The 16402-nt window shown below is 57.5% G+C and carries 16 protein-coding genes; 3 read left to right on the top strand and 13 right to left on the bottom strand.

The window, feature by feature from the left end:
• Nucleotides 1–76 precede the first annotated feature (76 nt).
• The 5 genes from miaA to D9N13_RS22095 form a co-directional block, all read right to left on the bottom strand.
• Nucleotides 77–1051 (bottom strand): tRNA (adenosine(37)-N6)-dimethylallyltransferase MiaA, encoded by a 975-nt coding sequence (gene miaA / locus D9N13_RS22075; protein ID WP_290594139.1) that lies wholly within the window; start codon nucleotides 1049–1051, stop codon nucleotides 77–79.
• Nucleotides 1051–2907: a DNA mismatch repair endonuclease MutL gene (gene mutL, locus D9N13_RS22080; RefSeq protein ID WP_290594140.1), complete on the bottom strand. Its 1857-nt coding sequence runs from the start codon at nucleotides 2905–2907 to the stop codon at nucleotides 1051–1053. The genes miaA and mutL overlap by 1 nt, the downstream gene beginning before the upstream one ends.
• A gap of 89 nt (nucleotides 2908–2996) precedes the next feature.
• Complete coding sequence (locus tag D9N13_RS22085) at nucleotides 2997–4304, bottom strand: N-acetylmuramoyl-L-alanine amidase (protein WP_317622547.1); 1308 nt, start codon at nucleotides 4302–4304, stop codon at nucleotides 2997–2999.
• 133 nt (nucleotides 4305–4437) lie between these two features.
• Nucleotides 4438–4905 (bottom strand): tRNA (adenosine(37)-N6)-threonylcarbamoyltransferase complex ATPase subunit type 1 TsaE, encoded by a 468-nt coding sequence (tsaE, locus tag D9N13_RS22090; RefSeq protein ID WP_290594142.1) that lies wholly within the window; start codon nucleotides 4903–4905, stop codon nucleotides 4438–4440.
• Nucleotides 4906–4919: 14 nt separating this feature from the next.
• A complete protein-coding gene (locus D9N13_RS22095) occupies nucleotides 4920–6443 on the bottom strand; it encodes an NAD(P)H-hydrate dehydratase (RefSeq protein ID WP_290594143.1) in 1524 nt (507 codons plus the stop codon).
• Between the two features lie 78 nt (nucleotides 6444–6521).
• Between D9N13_RS22095 and queG the strand changes: the two genes are divergently transcribed.
• Nucleotides 6522–7592, top strand: coding sequence for a tRNA epoxyqueuosine(34) reductase QueG (queG, locus tag D9N13_RS22100; protein ID WP_290594144.1), 1071 nt, complete (start codon nucleotides 6522–6524; stop codon nucleotides 7590–7592).
• Nucleotide 7593: 1 nt separating this feature from the next.
• Here queG and orn read toward each other — a convergent pair whose 3' ends face one another.
• The gene (orn, locus tag D9N13_RS22105) at nucleotides 7594–8142 is read right to left on the bottom strand and encodes an oligoribonuclease (protein WP_290594145.1); all 549 of its coding nucleotides are present in this window, start codon (nucleotides 8140–8142) and stop codon (nucleotides 7594–7596) included.
• 73 nt (nucleotides 8143–8215) lie between these two features.
• Here orn and rsgA point away from each other — a divergent pair, with 73 nt between their 5' ends.
• Together rsgA and D9N13_RS22115 are read left to right on the top strand one after the other, a co-directional pair.
• Nucleotides 8216–9271, top strand: coding sequence for a small ribosomal subunit biogenesis GTPase RsgA (gene rsgA, locus D9N13_RS22110; RefSeq protein ID WP_290594146.1), 1056 nt, complete (start codon nucleotides 8216–8218; stop codon nucleotides 9269–9271).
• 27 nt (nucleotides 9272–9298) lie between these two features.
• The gene (locus D9N13_RS22115) at nucleotides 9299–10489 is read left to right on the top strand and encodes a tetratricopeptide repeat protein (protein WP_290594147.1); all 1191 of its coding nucleotides are present in this window, start codon (nucleotides 9299–9301) and stop codon (nucleotides 10487–10489) included.
• Nucleotides 10490–10511: 22 nt separating this feature from the next.
• On the opposite strand, the gene D9N13_RS22120 is transcribed toward D9N13_RS22115, so the two are convergent.
• Genes D9N13_RS22120 through D9N13_RS22150 form a run of 7 tightly spaced genes read right to left on the bottom strand, consistent with a single transcriptional unit; the run spans nucleotide 10512 to nucleotide 16183 of the window.
• On the bottom strand, nucleotides 10512–11777 hold the full coding sequence (locus D9N13_RS22120; RefSeq protein ID WP_290594148.1) for an MSMEG_0569 family flavin-dependent oxidoreductase: 1266 nt from the start codon (nucleotides 11775–11777) through the stop codon (nucleotides 10512–10514).
• Nucleotides 11778–11805: 28 nt separating this feature from the next.
• Nucleotides 11806–12087, bottom strand: coding sequence for an MSMEG_0570 family nitrogen starvation response protein (locus D9N13_RS22125; RefSeq protein ID WP_290594149.1), 282 nt, complete (start codon nucleotides 12085–12087; stop codon nucleotides 11806–11808).
• Nucleotide 12088: 1 nt separating this feature from the next.
• Nucleotides 12089–13057, bottom strand: a complete 969-nt coding sequence (locus D9N13_RS22130) for a sll0787 family AIR synthase-like protein (protein ID WP_290594150.1) — start codon at nucleotides 13055–13057, stop codon at nucleotides 12089–12091.
• On the bottom strand, nucleotides 13050–13646 hold the full coding sequence (locus D9N13_RS22135; RefSeq protein WP_290594151.1) for an MSMEG_0567/Sll0786 family nitrogen starvation N-acetyltransferase: 597 nt from the start codon (nucleotides 13644–13646) through the stop codon (nucleotides 13050–13052). Before D9N13_RS22135 ends, D9N13_RS22130 begins: the two co-directional genes overlap by 8 nt.
• Before the next feature lies 1 nt (nucleotide 13647).
• Nucleotides 13648–14754, bottom strand: coding sequence for an MSMEG_0568 family radical SAM protein (locus D9N13_RS22140; protein WP_290594152.1), 1107 nt, complete (start codon nucleotides 14752–14754; stop codon nucleotides 13648–13650).
• A 1-nt stretch (nucleotide 14755) separates the two neighbouring features.
• Entirely contained in the window at nucleotides 14756–15697 is a 942-nt protein-coding gene (locus D9N13_RS22145) for a Nit6803 family nitrilase (RefSeq protein ID WP_290594153.1), read from the bottom strand.
• A gap of 3 nt (nucleotides 15698–15700) precedes the next feature.
• The gene (locus D9N13_RS22150) at nucleotides 15701–16183 is read right to left on the bottom strand and encodes an MSMEG_0572/Sll0783 family nitrogen starvation response protein (protein ID WP_290594154.1); all 483 of its coding nucleotides are present in this window, start codon (nucleotides 16181–16183) and stop codon (nucleotides 15701–15703) included.
• Between the last annotated feature and the right edge of the window lie 219 nt (nucleotides 16184–16402).

Raw genomic sequence — 16402 nt, forward strand, 5'->3', positions numbered from 1 at the left:
TCTCCTTGTATGGGCCCAAACTCGGGCTAAAAGATCAAAAATAAAACACGATTTCGCTATCACGAGGGATCGTCGGCTAAGATAGCATGTCGTCAGCAGACAAAATTTTCAAGACCTTTTCCAACAAATTTGGATCCAGACTATCCAACCAATGCAGATCCTTCCAACTGCGTAGCCAGGTTATCTGCCGCTTGGCAAGTTGCCGGGTAGCAATTATGCCGCGCTCCACCATTTCAGCGTAGCTCAATTTGCCTTCCAGACAATCCCACATCTGCCGGTACCCCACTGCCCGTATGGCGGGCAAATCAACGTTCAGGTCACCGCGTTCGTGGAGTGCCTTGACTTCATCATAGAAGCCCTCGTTTAACATCTGATGAAAGCGATCGGCAATTCGCTGGTGCAGCACGTCCCGCGCCGGGCACACCGCCAGATTCACTACCCGGTAAGGGAAAGTGTCGGCGTTGCCACCCCAACTGCCATCGCCATCCTGTTGCTTCCGCCGGTGCCACTGGGTAAGCGGTATCCCGGTACTGCGATAGACCTCCAGCGCCCGCTGCAGACGCTGGCCATCATTCGGATTCAAGCGCGCAGCCGACTCCGGATCCACCGCCGCCAGCTCGGCATGCAGGGCTGGCCAACCTTTGGCCGCCGCCTCTTCCAGCAGACTGGCCCGGATTGCCGCGTCCGCCGTCGGCAGCTCTGCAATGCCTTCTCTAAGAACCTTGAAATACAACATGGTTCCCCCCACCAGCAAAGGAATACGCCCCCGGGCAACGATCTGCTGCATTTCACGCAACGCATCCAGGCGAAAATCGGCGGCGGAATAACGCTCGGCGGGATCCAGAAAATCGATCAGGCGATGGGGTGCCCTGGCCAGGGTGGCGGCATCGGGTTTGGCGGAACCTATATCCATGCCCTTGTAGATGAGGGCCGAATCCACGCTGATGATGTCCATGGGATAGCGCTGGACCAACTCCACCGCCAACGCCGTTTTGCCGGAAGCGGTAGGCCCCATCAGAAAGATACACCAGGGCTTTTGGGGGTCGGCCATCAGCGCCCCCGCAGGAACAGCTTGTCCAACTCAGCCAGTGACATCTGACTCCAAGTAGGCCGGCCATGATTACACTGGCCACTGCGTTCCGTGATTTCCATATCCCGCAGCAACGCGTTCATTTCCGGCAGCGTGAGTTTACGGTTGGCCCGCACCGAGCCATGACAGGCCATGGTGGACAACAGCTGATTGATGGAGTGCTCTATACGGTCCGAACTGCCGTGGGTGACGATATCGGAGAGCAGATCCCGCACCAGGGACTCCACATCAGCGTGTCTCAACAGAATCGGCAACTCCCGTACCAGCAACGTTTCCGGCCCCATGCGCTGAATAACAAAGCCCAACTTTTCCAATGATGCCCGGTGTTCTTCGGCAAAATCCGCCTCCCGGCTGCTCACGGCCATGCTCAAAGGCACCAGCAGGGGTTGTGAACGGACTTTCTCTTCCTGCCAGCTGGTTTTCAGTCGCTCATAAGTAATGCGTTCGTGGGCGGCGTGCATATCCACCACCACCAGTCCGTGCTGGTTCTGAGCCAGAATGTAGATTCCGTGCAGTTGGGCAATGGCGTATCCCAGCGGTGGAATCTCTTGCGCGGAGTATTCCGCGGCGGCGCCGTCTGTGCTGTCCGGAGACGGTGCTGATGACGGATGAAAAGCGCTATAGGCGCGCAGGGTTTCCGCCACCTGCGCAGGGCGCTGCCCCGCCGGCTGGTCATATAAATGCAATCGCCCCTGCTCGCGGAATTCGCCCGCCTGCAAGCCACCGGCCGGCGCAGCCGGGGCTGGATCCATGGCAAAACCACCGGCTGCCGCCGTGGTGACGCCCATAGCCCCCGGCTGTTTCATATCCGCCGGCGTCAGCTCCGCGATAGCCCGGTGCAGGGTACGAAACAGAAAATCATGCACCTGGCGGCTTTCGCGAAAGCGCACTTCGTGTTTGGTGGGATGCACGTTCACATCCACCCCCTTCGGATCCAGCTCCAGATACAGCACAAAGGCAGCATGGCGGCCGTGGTACATCACATCCTTATAGGCCTGGCGCACAGCATGATTTACCACTTTATCCTTGACACTGCGGCCGTTCACAAAGAAATACTGCAGATCCGCCTGACTGCGGGAAAACGTGGGCAGACCCAGCCATCCCCACAGGCGCAGCTCTCCCAGTTGCGTATCCACGCGCACGGCGTTCTCGATAAAGGTGGGGCCGCATAATGCGGCCACCCGCCGATCCTGTTCCGCCTCACTGCCGGCCGGTTTCAGCGCATGCACGGAGCGCTGGTTGTGGCGCAGACTGAAACCCACCTCAAAATGACTGAGAGCCAGACGCTTGATGACTTCTTCCAGATGACTGAATTCGGTTTTTTCCGTGCGCAGAAACTTGCGTCGAGCCGGGGTGTTGAAAAACAGGTCACGGACTTCCACCGAGGTGCCACGGGGATGGGCAGCCGGCACAATTACCGCGTCCATATCCCGGCCTTCTGCCTGCACCGACCAACCGGCACCGCTGTGGTCGGCGCTGGAGGTGAGGCTCAGGCGCGACACCGAGCTGATGCTGGCCAGGGCCTCGCCACGAAATCCCAGTGTGGCCACCCCTTCCAGATCATCCAGATCGTGAATCTTGCTGGTGGCATGACGGGCAATGGTCAGCGGCAAATCATCCTGCTCCACACCGCAACCGTCGTCCCGCACCCGAATCAGTTTTACGCCACCCTGTTCCACCTCCACATCCAGGCGCCCGGCTTCGGCGTCAAGACTGTTTTCCAGTAACTCCTTGACGACAGAGGCAGGGCGTTCCACCACCTCGCCGGCGGCGATCTGGTTGGAAAGCCGGGTGGATAAACGATTGATCCTTGCCAAAAGAAAACCTTACCTGTGAGCCTGCTGCAAATGGCCCACTATGATAACGTAGTTTGCGGGGATAGCGTAACTGGGCGGCGGCGGCAGACTCAGGAATTGGGAATGCGCAGCACCTGCCCCTCACGGATAACGTCCGTGTTGTTGAGCTGGTTGTACTGCATCAGGGACACCAGGTCCACCCGATAACGGTGGGCGATCTCCGACAGGGTTTCGCCCCGGGCAATGCGGTGCTGCTGCGAATCCTGCTGCAGTTTGCGCGCGGCGAAATAAGTGCCCGGCGGGGGGTGCTGATCGAAATAGGTGATGATGCCGCGGCTGATGGCCCGTGACAGCTTCACCTGATGGTTCTTGGAACTGAGGTTACGCTCTTCGGTAGGGTTGGAGATGAATCCGGTCTCTACCAGAATCGACGGGATGTCCGGGGATTTCAACACGGCAAAACCGGCCTGCTCCAGATGCTTCTTGTGCAGATGGGTAACGCCACCCATCTCTCTCAACACCATGGAGCCCACTTTGATGCTGTGCTCCATACTGCCTTCCATCGCCAGATCGTAAATCACCGAGGTCACCATTTCGTCGGAGTTATCAATCTGCACACCACCAATGGCGTCCGACTGGTTTTCCTGCTCGGCCAGAACCCGGGCCAGCGTACTGGTGGCGCCACTGCGGGACAGGGCAAACACCGACGCGCCCCGGGCGCGATGGTTATGGAAGGCATCCGCATGCACGGACACGAACAGGTCGGCGTTGTATTTGCGGCGGGCATTGTCACGGCGGGTGGCCAACGGAATAAAGTAATCCCCGGTGCGGATCAGCACCGGCTTCACGCCTTTTTCGGCCTTGAGCACATTGTAGATACGGCGGGAAATCTGCAGCACCACGTCTTTTTCACGGGTGCCATTGGCACCGATAGCGCCAGGGTCTTCGCCGCCGTGGCCGGCATCAATGGCCACCACAATGTCGCGGCCGCTGCCCATGCTGCTGTAGGATTTGGGCTGACTGACACTGGCCGGTTTGACTACCGCCACCGGCGCGGCTTTTCCACTTTGCTCCAGGTCAATCACCAGGCGGTGGCCATATTGTTCGCTGGGTTTCAGCAGAAAACTCTTGGGGTTGAGCTTGCGATCCAGATCCAGCACCACCCGCAGATCGCCATTGGACTGCGCTGCACTGCGCACGTTCACCAGCGGGCCGCCCTTGAAATCCACCAAATCCAGAGCGCGGGTTTTTTGCGCGTTGGGAATGTCGATGACCACCCGATCCGGTGCGTCCAGTGTAAACAGATGATGGGTGACCGGGCCGGAAAGATCGAACACGATGCGGGTATGATCCGGCGCGTTCCACACCCGTACACTGCTGATTTTTTCTGCGGCCTGCAGAACCGGGGTGAGCAGCATCAACACCAGCAACACAGTGCAGGTTGAAGCTATCTGGAGCCCTTTCTTAAGTGACTTTTTCAAACTCTTTCCTAACCTCATGAACGCAAACCACTTTCCCCATCTGACTTTTTAGGCTTTTTTTGGCGTTTGGTCAAATTTTCGTTAATCCCCCTAACATTGTTTGGCCAGCCGGTGAACGGCCCATCATCGTGATTTTGCGCCCTTTACCGTCCTTTTCCAGGGTGAGACTCAGATCCGGAGACGGAATCAGGTCCGCACCGCGATCAGGCCACTCCACAATACAAACGGCCCCCGGCTCGACGTAATCCCGGATACCGATGAATTCCAGCTCTTCCGGGTCCGCCAGGCGGTACAGGTCGAAATGAAACACCTTGAGATCGGCCAGCTCATAGGGTTCCACCAGTGTATAGGTGGGACTCTTAACCGCACCTGAATGCCCTAGGGCTTGAATAATGCCGCGACTGAGGGTGGTTTTGCCGGCCCCCAGATCCCCTTGCAGATAGAGTACACCGCCCCCGCGCAGCAACGACGCCAGGCGCTGACCCAGGGCCAGGGTTTGCGATTCATCCTGTAAAGTAAGTTCCAAAGTCGAGGTCATGGCGGCCTGCTGCATTACCGAAGATTCACCAGGCGGCGAATATAGGGCATAAGGTCCGTGGCCAGCAAGCCCCGCTGGCCGCTTTGCTCCGTTGCCCGGTCACCGGCAGCGGCATGCACCTGTACCCCGGCAGCGGCGGCCTGCTCCAGGGTCAGGCCCTGAGCCAGCAGCCCGCCAATAACACCACTGAGCACATCCCCCATGCCCCCGCTGGCCATACCGGGATTGCCGGAATGGCACACCCAAAGGGCGCCCTCGTCGCCGGCGATCAGGCTGCCGGCCCCTTTCAATACCACGGCCCCATGATAGTGCTGCTGCAGCGCGCTGATGGCGGCAAAGCGATCCCGGCCCAGGGCTTCCGTGGTGCTGGACAGCAGTCGGGCCGCTTCCCCGGGGTGGGGTGTCAGTACCCAGTTTCCGCGGCGGGCAGCGGGTTCCTGCCGCCTGGCGGCCAGCAGGTTGAGGCCATCGGCATCCAGCACCAGGGGCAGATCCGTGGCCAGTGCCTGTTGCAGCAGGGACAGACCCCAGGCGGATTGGCCAATGCCTGGGCCCACCACCAGCACGTCGGCCTGTTGCAATCCATGGCTGATGGAATCGCCTTCTTCCACTCCCAATACCATGCATTCCGGCCGCCGCGCCAGAATGGCAGCAATGTGTTGGGGGCGGGTGATCACCGAGATCAGGCCCGCGCCGACCCGGCCGGCCGCCTCCGCCGCCATGGCCACTGCGCCCCCCATACCCAGATCACCACCGATCACCAGAACATGGCCATGATTGCCCTTGTGACTGAGACGGGAGCGGGGTGGCAGCCACCGGCGCAGATGGGCCTGGCCGATCAATTGTGCACTGGCCGGCAGGGAGGACAACACCGCCTCCGGCACCTGCAATGAGGCAAAGTACAGAGCCCCCACATAGTCCGGCGCCTGCCCGGTGAGCAACCCCTGCTTCAGGCCGATAAAGCTGATACTGCAGTCAGCCCTGACCGCCGTACCCAATACCCGGCCCGTGTCGGAGCACAGGCCGGAGGGAATATCCACCGCCAGCACCGGGCAGTTGCTGTGGTTGATGGTGTCGATGGCGGCAACGTAGTCGCCCCGCACATCGCCGTTTAAGCCCGTACCCAGCAACGCATCAACGATGACATCCGCGCGATACTGTGTGCCTTCGCTGAAGGCGGCAAACTCTGCCCCCTCATCCCGGGCCCGCTGCAGCGCGGTGAGCGCATCACCTTGGGTTTTCGCCACATCCCCCACCTGCACCACCTGGGCCTCAAAGCCCGCTTTTTCCGCCAACGCGGCAATCACATAGCCATCACCACCGTTATTGCCCACACCGCAGAACACACACAAGCGCCGGGCCTGGGGCCACTGATCCCGCAACAGCTCAAAGGCAGCCTCTCCGGCACGACTCATCAGATCAAAGCCGGGGATGCCGTGATCGTCGATGGCCATACGATCCAGCTCCCGCACCTGGGCGGCACGATACAGGGCCGATGGCAATTCACTGGTATACTGCTTGGTTGTGTCACTGGTCATTGGGGTCTCCTTGTGTGCACTTCAGCACTGCTCCTTATACCATAGGCACCTTTCATTTCTCATGACACAGGCGGCAGTTTGGATTACCAGGCATTAGCAGACAAAATCAGGCAATGGGGAAAGGAACTGGGCTTTCAACAGATTGCCATTGCCGACGTGGCACTGGATGACCATGAGCAACACCTGCAACAATGGCTGGCCGCCGGTTTTCACGGCGAGATGGATTATATGGCGCGCCACGGCAGCAAACGCAGCCGGCCTCAGGAACTGCTGCCCGGCACCCTGCGGGTGATCAGCGCCCGCATGGACTATCTGCCGCCGGACACCGGTATGGTGGATGTTCTGAACGATCCCACCAAAGGCTTTATCTCACGCTATACCCTGGGCCGGGATTACCACAAGCTGATTCGAAAACGCCTGGCGCAATTGGGCAAACACATCGAGGCCGAAGTGGGCCCCTACGGTTACCGCGCTTTTGTGGACAGCGCGCCGGTGCTGGAAAAAGCGTTGGCGGCAAAGGCCGGCCTGGGCTGGATCGGCAAGCATACCCTATTGCTGGACCGCAGCGCCGGATCCTGGTTTTTTCTGGGGGAAATCTACGTAGACCTGCCGCTGCCAACGGACCCACCGCTAAGCGGTCATTGCGGCACATGCACCGCCTGCCTGGATGTGTGCCCAACCCAGGCCATCGTGGCGCCTTATCAACTGGATTCACGCAAGTGCATTTCCTATCTCACCATTGAGCTGCACGGCCCCATTCCCGAGCCACTGCGGGCCCCCATGGGCAATCGGGTCTTCGGTTGCGACGATTGCCAGCTGGTGTGCCCCTGGAACCGCTTTGCCAAATTCACCCAGGAACCTGATTTCCTGCCCCGCCACCACCTGCACAATCGATCCCTGGTGGAATTGTTTCTATGGGATGAAGACACTTTTCTGCGCAATACGGAAGGCTCTGCCATTCGCCGCATCGGTTACCTGCGCTGGTTGCGCAATCTGGCGGTTGGACTGGGCAACGCACCCACCAGTGCGGCTGTGGTCGATGCCCTTAAAACCCGGGCGCAACACGAATCCGAACTGGTGCGGGAACACGTGCAGTGGGCTCTGCAACGCCACCACGACAATCCGCGAATCGACCTCAGATCTGAATAATTTACGGTTGGATAAACGTACTGCGGTAATGCTTTAGTTCGGCAATGGATTCACGAATGTCATCCAGTGCCAGATGGGTGGCGGACTTTTTGAAACCCTCCAGCGCCTCCGGTTTCCAGCGCCGGGCCAATTCCTTGAGGGTGCTGACATCAAGATTCCGATAGTGAAAAAAGGCCTCCAACTTCGGCATGTAACGATACAAAAAGCGGCGATCCTGACAAATACTGTTGCCGCACATGGGCGACGCACGATCATCCACCCACTGGGACAGGAACTCTATGGTGGCCATTTCTGCCTGGGCTTCGTCCACCTGACTCTGGCGCACCCGCTCGGTGAGGCCGGACTTGCCATGCTGATGGGTACACCACTCATCCATGCGGGCCAGGGTATCGTCACTCTGATGCACCGCAAACACCGGGCCTTCCGCCAGAATGTTAAGTTCGGCATCGGTGACGATGGTGGCGATCTCGATGATCACATCGGTATCCGGATCCAGGCCGGTCATTTCCAGATCCAGCCAGATCAGATTGTTATTACGGTCAGTGGTCATGGGTAATCCTTCAGACAATCAAACTATTAACGTAGAATAGCGCAAGAACCGGATTTTGACCGCAAAGGCAACCATGAGCAAACGAAAACTCACCCGCCGCCAGTCCTGGCGCGTGCAGAAGGTACAGGAAGAGAAAGCCGCCCGCATGGCCAGGAAAACCGACCAGCTGCGCGATTCCGATGAATTGGGTGATGAAGAAGAAGGGCTGGTGGTGAGCCATTTCGGTACTTTTGTCGAAGTGGAGCCGCTTGCGCCTGAAGCCACAACACCGCAAGCCCCTGCCACCGATGCGCTGTCCGGCACTGAAGCCACTTATCAATGTCATTTTCGCGCTAATGTCGGTGCCATTGTGGCCGGTGATCGGGTGGTGATGCGGCGGGGCAAATCCGGCTATGGGGTGATTGAAACCGTGCTGCCGCGCAGTTCACTGCTGTCGCGCCCCGACCCGCGGGGCAACCTTAAACCAGTGGCGGCCAACATCGATTTTATGGTGCTGGTGATCACACCGGAGCCGGCGCCTTCCAGTGTGTTGATCGACCGTTATCTGGTGGCGGCCGAGCTACAGCAACTGCAGATCAAAATCCTGCTGAATAAAACCGATCTCATCACCGATATGAATGAAGCCATGCTGGATGATCTGCTGAAAGTGTATCGGGACATTGGTTATGAGGTGTGGGAATGCTCTGCTAAAACATTACACGGCCTGGATGAACTCAAACAGCAACTGGATCAGCAGACGTCGGTATTTGTAGGCCAATCCGGCGTGGGCAAATCGTCTTTGGTGAATGGCTTGTTGCCTGGTGTCAACGCCAAGGTGGGTGAGCTGTCGGAAAATTCCCGCTTGGGCCGCCACACCACCACTAACGCTCGTCTGTTTCATTTTCCTTCCGGTGGTGACCTGATTGATTCGCCCGGCATTCGCGAGTTCGGTTTATGGCATCTGGAGCCGGAGAAAATCATTGATGGTTTCCACGACTTCGAGCCCTGGCGTTTTGAATGCCGGTTTCGTGACTGCAAACACCAGCAGGAACCCGGCTGCGCCTTGCAGGACGCCGTGCAGCGCGGTGACGTACACCGGCAACGGTTTGAAAATTACTTCAATATTTATCATGCACTGTTGGCCAGCTGACGGCACAACCACAGACCAGGGATTGTCATGTTGAATAAATTCACAATGTTCGCCGTACTCTCATTACTGAGCCTGACTTGCGTCTCTGCGCCAGCGGATAAAGCGATGGAGTTTGGTTACTACCGGGCGCTGTTTTTGAACCAGGAATACGCCAAACTGGAACAGGCTCAGCAGGCCATCAACACAGCCTATAGCAAAGGTGAAATTACCTGGCAACAGTTCTACCCCGCGTTTGACTGGGTTTGGTTCGAACGGGATCTGGATTCACCGGCAGTTGAACAACAAATCAAAGCCATTGAAGCAATACCGCAAAAATCCGCGCTGACTCAATTATTACTTGGCAGCTATTATTTTCAGCGCGGCTCCCATCGACGGGGCGGCAAGTGGATCAACAAGACGCCCCAAAGTAACATTCAAGCGATGTGGGCGGATTACAACATTGCCATCGACTACTGCAAACAGGCCATCGCGGTGCAACCGGATCTGATTCATGGTTATCGCACGCTGATCAATATCTACAAAAACGATTCACAAGACAATGCACAGCACCTGATCAAGCAACAAGCGCGCAAGGCACAACAGGTGAAAGCCGACAGCTACGTACTGTGGCATGCGGTATTAACCGCTCAGCTGCCCCGCTGGGGTGGCAGCTATCAAGCCATGCAAAGCACATTGCTCAACATCAAACCCTTGTTTAAACCGGATGACAAAAATTATCAAATGTTGAAGGGGATGATCGCCAACGACAAAGCGGACCGGCTGATCCGCGATAAAAAATACGCTGAAGCCAGCAAGCTGCTGCAGCGCTACGAATTCACCGGCTACCCCTATCTGTTGGTGAAGCAGGCCCGTCTCCATAAAAAAGACAAGCGCTATCAGCAATGCGTTGACTACGCACAGCAGGGCCTGCAGTCATACCCGTATTACGCCTACGGCCTGAAGCAGTACGCCTATTGTGCTGACCAACTGGAGCGCTGGGATGACGCCAGGGAAGCCTTCCATCAGTACGCATTGCTGGAAGGTAACGGAGCCTGGCAACTTTTTTATCTGGGCAAAGCGTATATGTTCCTGCTGCAGTATGAAAAAGCCTACCCTTTACTGAAAGAGTCGGTCCGTTTAAAACCGGATTACCGTCAATATACCCAGCGCTATACCCACTACATCGAAACCCAACACCCGGAGCTGACCCACGCCACATTGCAGGATCTTGGCCTGTGAGCGATGGCTGCGAGCCGGACGATTACGCCAGACTGTATAACCCGCTGGACTGCTTCCAATGACGGGATTTGGCCAGGGAAACCAGGTATTCCACTACATAACGGGCATCCTGATCGATGCCGGAAAAGCGGCCCGACCCCCAGGTGTATAACCAGGGCAAACCGATAAAGTACAAACCGGGAAAGCCGGTTACTCCCCGGGTATGGGCCGGATAGCCACGGCCATTGAACACCGGAACATCCAGCCATTGGTAATTCGGCCGAAAACCAATGCACCAGATTACATTGCTAATACCGGATGCTGCCAGTTCCAGCGTTTCCCGCTCCTGTGGCGGTTCCCATACCGGTTGATACCGGCCCCCGGCAGGCGCTTCGATTGCGGCCCGTTCAATGTACTGATCGATGCGTTCGTTGATGGCATTGTAAGTCTTGTCGGCACTGTCCAATGCCGACTTCAACGTGGGCGAAAAGCGTAAACACCCACCATTAAAATCAAGCAGTTTGCCATACAGCTCCATCCCATCCCGGGCAAACCGGCGCAGGTCAATGTCACGGCCACCGTCACGGCCGGTCACATAATGATTGGTGTTGTCACGCACGCCTTCCCGCAACGGGTGTTCATGTACCGGCATTTCGTAGTATTTCATTTCCGTCAACCAATCCACCACATCACGGCCCCGGTAAAAACGCGCACAACGGGGTGCTTCTCCCACAGCCAGATAAACCTGTTTGCCCGCCAGATGCAGATCCTCAGCGATCTGCGCGCCGGATTGGCCGGACCCAACCACCAGCACACCACCGTCCTGTAATTGCTGCGGGTTTTTATACTGTTCAGAATGCAGCTGCTGCACCGATACCGGCAAGCGCTCTGCCAGGCGCGGAATAATTGGATCCTGGTAACTGCCGGAAGCCACTACCACCTGATCCGCCGTAAACTCGCCATTGCTGGTCACCACCTGAAACCGGTGCCCGTCGTGACTAACCTGTTGCACCTGGGTGTGTTCCAGAACCGGAGCATTTACCTTTTCCGCAAAGCGATTCAAATAGTCAATGATTTCTTCCCGCTGCATAAATCCATGAGGGTCAGTACCGTCATAGGGGTGATCCGGCAGCAGACATTGCCAGTTGGGGGTCACCAGGGTGAAACTATCCCAGCGTTTGTTTTGCCAGGCGTTCATCACTGTGTTTTTTTCCAACACCAGATGATGCATTCCATACTTCTGGCAGTAATGGCTGATGGCAAGCCCGGCCTGTCCACCCCCGACAATAATCACTGAATAGTGTTGCATGCTCCCTCCTCCCCGTGGTGGTTCTAAATCAATTGTGAATTTGCACGATGGTGACCGGGTCGCTGGCGCTGAACCGGGTTGCGTGCTGTTGAATCTGCTTGAGCTGATCCGCTGCACTGGAACAATAGAATCCGTACTTTTGCCTGACCCGCTCGCTGGCTTGCGATAACGCGGATTCGCTGATACGCAGAAACTCGGACAGGGCATAGGTTTGATCCGCAGCAAAATACTCCGCCACCACGCTGGACGGGGAATAACAACTTTGTTCCTCACCATCGGGCCAACGCACCCGGAAATAAGTTTCAGGCATGCTAATGGCCCCCCATGGCAGTAAGCGGTGTGGTATGAATATCCCAGAACAGATCAGTCTGGCTATCCCAGGACAAGGTACACAATCCGGAATCGTTAATCTCACCAATGGCGGCGGCACTGATATGCCGCTGCTGGAACAGTGTCAGTAAGGGTGCTAGCTGTTGCTCATCGCAGGTCAGCAGAAAACCGAAACTGGGGAACGTTTGCAGCCATTGCTGCCATGCCACTTGCGCAGGTTTGGGAATGGACTCCAATTGAATGTGCGCACCCACCTGGGAACTTTCCAGTAACATGACCGTAGTGCCAAGCACCCCCGCCTGACTGATGTCCTTGGCGGCACTGGCCAGTTGTAACTGGGCGATTTGCGGCAACAGTGCGAGATCCTCCCGCAACCGTTGCGGCGGCGCCCCTGTACTGGCATTCCAGTTATTGAACGGCGCCTGATACTGCCCCCGCAAGTCCACGGCCATCACCAGGTGCTGGCCTGGGTGGGCCGCAAAACTGCTCAGAAGACGTTGCGCACGCCCCAGGATAGACACCGACAGACGCAGATCCTGACACCGCAAATTGGTGTGCCCGCCCACAATGGGAACGCCATAGGCACGGGACGCCGCACTCATGCCCTGCAGTAGCTGCTCGGTACGCGCATCGGCTCCACCCCATAATGCGTTCACCACCGCCACCGGCACTCCCCCCATGGCGGCGATATCACTGACGTTTACCATGACGCCGCACCAACCGGCAAACCAGGGGTCCGCGGCAACAAACTGGTCCATAAACCCCTCCCCTGCCAGCAGATCAAAACCATCGCCATGGGCAATGGCGGCGGCATCATCGCCATTGGGGTAGGTTGCCGGACTCGCCTGCGTCAGGTTGCGTTGAACCAGCTGAATATCCCGCTTTTGCAATAGCCCGCTGCTGTCCCGCACACGGTTGAGCAAATGACTAAGCTGCACCGTCTCAGACATGACGCGCATCCGATTCGCTCAACAAGTGCAGTAGACAGGGTGCCATATCCTCGGGCACCTCCGGCAGGGCGCCTTTCAACACAAATCCGCTCTCCGGCTGCAATAGGGGTGGGTATTGGGACAAGTCCGCTTCCATCATTACATGGGGCCGGTTACGTACGGTTAACGCATGGTGGCTGCGCCAGTTAAGCCTGTTGAACAAGGCTTCATTCTGCTTTTGCACCTGGGCAAAAAATTGCGTACAGCCCAGGCCATGGGCACTGCCCACCGCCAAGCGAATCAGAGCCGCACCGATCCCCGCGCGCTGACGACAATCGGGGCTCACTGCCAGGCGCGATCCCCACCAAATGTTTTCCTCATGCCGGTGAATGCGCACGGTGCCCACCACCTTCTCCGGCCAGCCGCCATGATTGGCGATGGCAACCAGGCAGCGGGCATGGGCATCAACGGCATCCAGATCATGTTGGGCAAACAAACCCTGTTCAATGCAAAACACCTGACGCCTCAGTGCCAGCGCCTGGCCTTTCTCCCACTCCAGGGTGGCCCATTTCACGGTAAAGTCAGAATATCCGCACTGGAACAGGCTCATCCTATTTACACTCAAAACTTTTTAACGAAGAACAGGCTCCGCAACGGGCACAACCGGCCCTGACCCGCTCTGAGGTGAGATCCGATTGCGCCAGTTTGCGCCCCAGGGGTTCCAGAATGGATTGCATAAAGGCGGCATCCGGTGCCGGGTGATGCTGCAGTTGGGTGCCGGCAATGGGCACAAAAGGCACCACAAAGGGATACACACCCAAATCGATCAGCCGGTCGCACACCGCCAGGATGTCTGCGGCGCTGTCCCCCAACCCTGCCAGTATGTAGGTGCTGACCTGGCCACGGCCAAACAGCGGCACCGCATAGGCGAATGCAGCCATGTACTCCGCCACGCTAATATTGGCTTTACTGGGCATAATGCGTTTGCGTACCTCGGGGTTCACCACCTCCAGGTGTAAGCCCAGGGCATCAGCCCCCGCTGTACGCAGGCGCTGCAACCAGATTAGATCCTTGGGTGGTTCACATTGCACCTGGATCGGCAAATCCACCGCCGCTTTGACCGCACGCACACTGTCGCACAACACGCGGGCACCACGGTCATGGGTGGCCGGGGTACCGGTGGTCATCACCATATGCTGCACACCATCCAGTTCGACCGCTGCTTTGGCCACAGCAGCCAATTGTTCCGGGGTTTTGTGGGCAATGGTTTGGCCCGCCGCCAGGGATTGTCCGATGGAGCAGAACTGGCACGCGGTATCCGGTTGATCGTAGCGAATGCAGTTTTGCAACACCGTGGTGGCCAGCACATCACGGCTGTGTAGCGTTGCGATCTGGGAATAGGGAATGCCTGCGGCGGTGCTTAAATCGTAAAACCGGGGCCGCGCGGCAAAGGTAATATCGGCCACCGGAATCCCCTTGTTCAACAACCGCGATGGCCTGCCCTGATGCCCATTGGCATCGTACTCGATACTGAAAGGTGAGCGGCGGGCGGCATGGGTGTGCACCGGTACCATAATGGTTTCACCCTCCACCACCAGGGCCTGGTGATCGCTGGGGCCGGCCCCGCCTTTGCGAGTTAACGGCAGGTGTTGCGGATTCAACACCTGGACACCGTGGCTTTGCAGATCCGTGAGTAATTGCTGTTTGGCGGCGCTCATACTAGGTTTCCTCCCTAACCGATCGCTGGGCATGCTGACCGGGTTGGTCATGAATCAACAGGGTCAGTAATTCCGGCCGTGAATAGTGACCCACTGCATCCATCATGCGCTTGCGTTTGGTGATCAGTTGCATATCCAGATCCGCCACAACCAGGCCCTCCCCTTCGGTAATGGGATCAGCCAGGTGCACACCTTCCGGCGACACAATGGCCGTGTTGCAGCCGTTACGTAATCCTTTATGCAGCGTTTCGTCCGGGGTAATGGAGTAAATCTGTTCTTCGGTCAGCCAACCGGTGGCATTAACCACAAAGCAACCTGCCTCCAGCGCATGATGACGAATGGTGGCCTCAATCTGGTCGCCAAAAATCGGGCCCACCAGTGAACCGGGAAACTGACTGCAATGGATTTCCTCATGCTGGGTCATCAACGCATAGCGTGCCAGGGGGTTATAGTGCTCCCAGCAGGCCAACGCGCCCACCCGCCCCACCCTGGCGGGCACCACCTTCAGTCCAGAGGCATCACCCTGCCCCCAAATCATGCGCTCGTGGTAGGTAGGGGTGATCTTGCGGCGCTTCAGCAACAAGGCCCCATCCGCGTCAAAAATCAACTGGGTGTTGTAGAGCGAACCGTGATCCCGTTCATTCACCCCCACCACCACGACCATGCCGTGGGCCGCGGCGCGCTCTGCAATGGCATCGCACACCGGCCCCGGCACGGTCACCGCATTGTCATACAGCCGCAGATGTTCGGCCCCACAGCGCAGTGGCGGGTAAACAAAGGAAAAGTAGGGATAGTAGGGCAGGAAGGTTTCCGGAAACACCATCAGCTCCACACCGCGACCTGCCGCTTCATCCATCCAATCCAGAACTTTACGCAACGTGCCTTCGCCTGTCTCGAGATCGGGAGCCAGCTGTGCGGCCGCTGCACGCACCACGCGGGGCATGACCTATACCGTCCAGGTATCGACTATCACTGCATCATCACGTATATGCAGCAACTTGAGATCAAGCACATCCAACGGGTTGATGGGTCGTATACCTTCAATCAGCGAGGGTTCGCCATGGCCATACAATGCCTGCAGCGCAAAGCGACACGCGTACACCTTACCCCCCTCTGACATGAATTTTTTCAGTTGATTGTTGAAGTTCTGATGGCCGGGAAACGCTTCATCCCCCAAGGTTGGAAAGCCTCGCTGCACACCCAGTGTGACCCCTGGTCCATACAACAGTATGGAGGTTTCAAAGCCTTTGCGCTGCAAACGGGTGGCCTGCAGCATGTTCACAAAACCAATGGAGCCTTCAAACGCTACGGTGTGAAAGGTCACCAGTGCTTTCTGACCGGGTTGCGCCTGCACATCCTCAAACACTTTTTCTTCATAGTCGACAAAGTAATCGCCATCTTTATGCATGGGAGTCTCGACGGTTGGCATAGGACTGTTCCTCTTTTCGCAGATTGACTTGGTGGATTAACGCATCGGCGTTAACGTGCATCTCTGCCAGAGCAACAGCTGTGCCATTCAAATCACCCCCCCATGCAATCAACATGCGATCAAATACAGCTGGCAAAACCCACAACGGAAGATTTTTTTCAACGCGCGCTGTGTACCGGGCTGTACGCCTTTTCGCTACCGTCACAGGGCGCACCGAAT

It is taken from the genome of Ketobacter sp. GenoA1, assembly GCF_003671475.1.
Lineage (GTDB): Bacteria > Pseudomonadota > Gammaproteobacteria > Pseudomonadales > Ketobacteraceae > Ketobacter.

Bases quoted from the DNA above. Each gene is read 5' to 3' on its own strand.
- D9N13_RS22140 (WP_290594152.1), bottom strand. From the start codon at position 14,754: ATGAGCGCCGCCAAACAGCAATTACTCACGGATCTGCAAAGCCACGGT.
- tsaE (WP_290594142.1), bottom strand. From the start codon at position 4,905: ATGACCTCGACTTTGGAACTTACTTTACAGGATGAATCGCAAACCCTG.
- D9N13_RS22135 (WP_290594151.1), bottom strand. From the start codon at position 13,646: ATGAGCCTGTTCCAGTGCGGATATTCTGACTTTACCGTGAAATGGGCC.
- D9N13_RS22145 (WP_290594153.1), bottom strand. From the start codon at position 15,697: ATGCCCCGCGTGGTGCGTGCAGCGGCCGCACAGCTGGCTCCCGATCTC.
- D9N13_RS22085 (WP_317622547.1), bottom strand. From the start codon at position 4,304: ATGCTGCTCACCCCGGTTCTGCAGGCCGCAGAAAAAATCAGCAGTGTA.
- D9N13_RS22125 (WP_290594149.1), bottom strand. From the start codon at position 12,087: ATGCCTGAAACTTATTTCCGGGTGCGTTGGCCCGATGGTGAGGAACAA.
- D9N13_RS22150 (WP_290594154.1), bottom strand. From the start codon at position 16,183: ATGCCAACCGTCGAGACTCCCATGCATAAAGATGGCGATTACTTTGTC.
- D9N13_RS22120 (WP_290594148.1), bottom strand. From the start codon at position 11,777: ATGCAACACTATTCAGTGATTATTGTCGGGGGTGGACAGGCCGGGCTT.
- D9N13_RS22130 (WP_290594150.1), bottom strand. From the start codon at position 13,057: ATGTCTGAGACGGTGCAGCTTAGTCATTTGCTCAACCGTGTGCGGGAC.
- orn (WP_290594145.1), bottom strand. From the start codon at position 8,142: ATGACCACTGACCGTAATAACAATCTGATCTGGCTGGATCTGGAAATG.
- rsgA (WP_290594146.1), top strand. From the start codon at position 8,216: ATGAGCAAACGAAAACTCACCCGCCGCCAGTCCTGGCGCGTGCAGAAG.
- miaA (WP_290594139.1), bottom strand. From the start codon at position 1,051: ATGGCCGACCCCCAAAAGCCCTGGTGTATCTTTCTGATGGGGCCTACC.
- D9N13_RS22115 (WP_290594147.1), top strand. From the start codon at position 9,299: ATGTTGAATAAATTCACAATGTTCGCCGTACTCTCATTACTGAGCCTG.
- D9N13_RS22095 (WP_290594143.1), bottom strand. From the start codon at position 6,443: ATGACCAGTGACACAACCAAGCAGTATACCAGTGAATTGCCATCGGCC.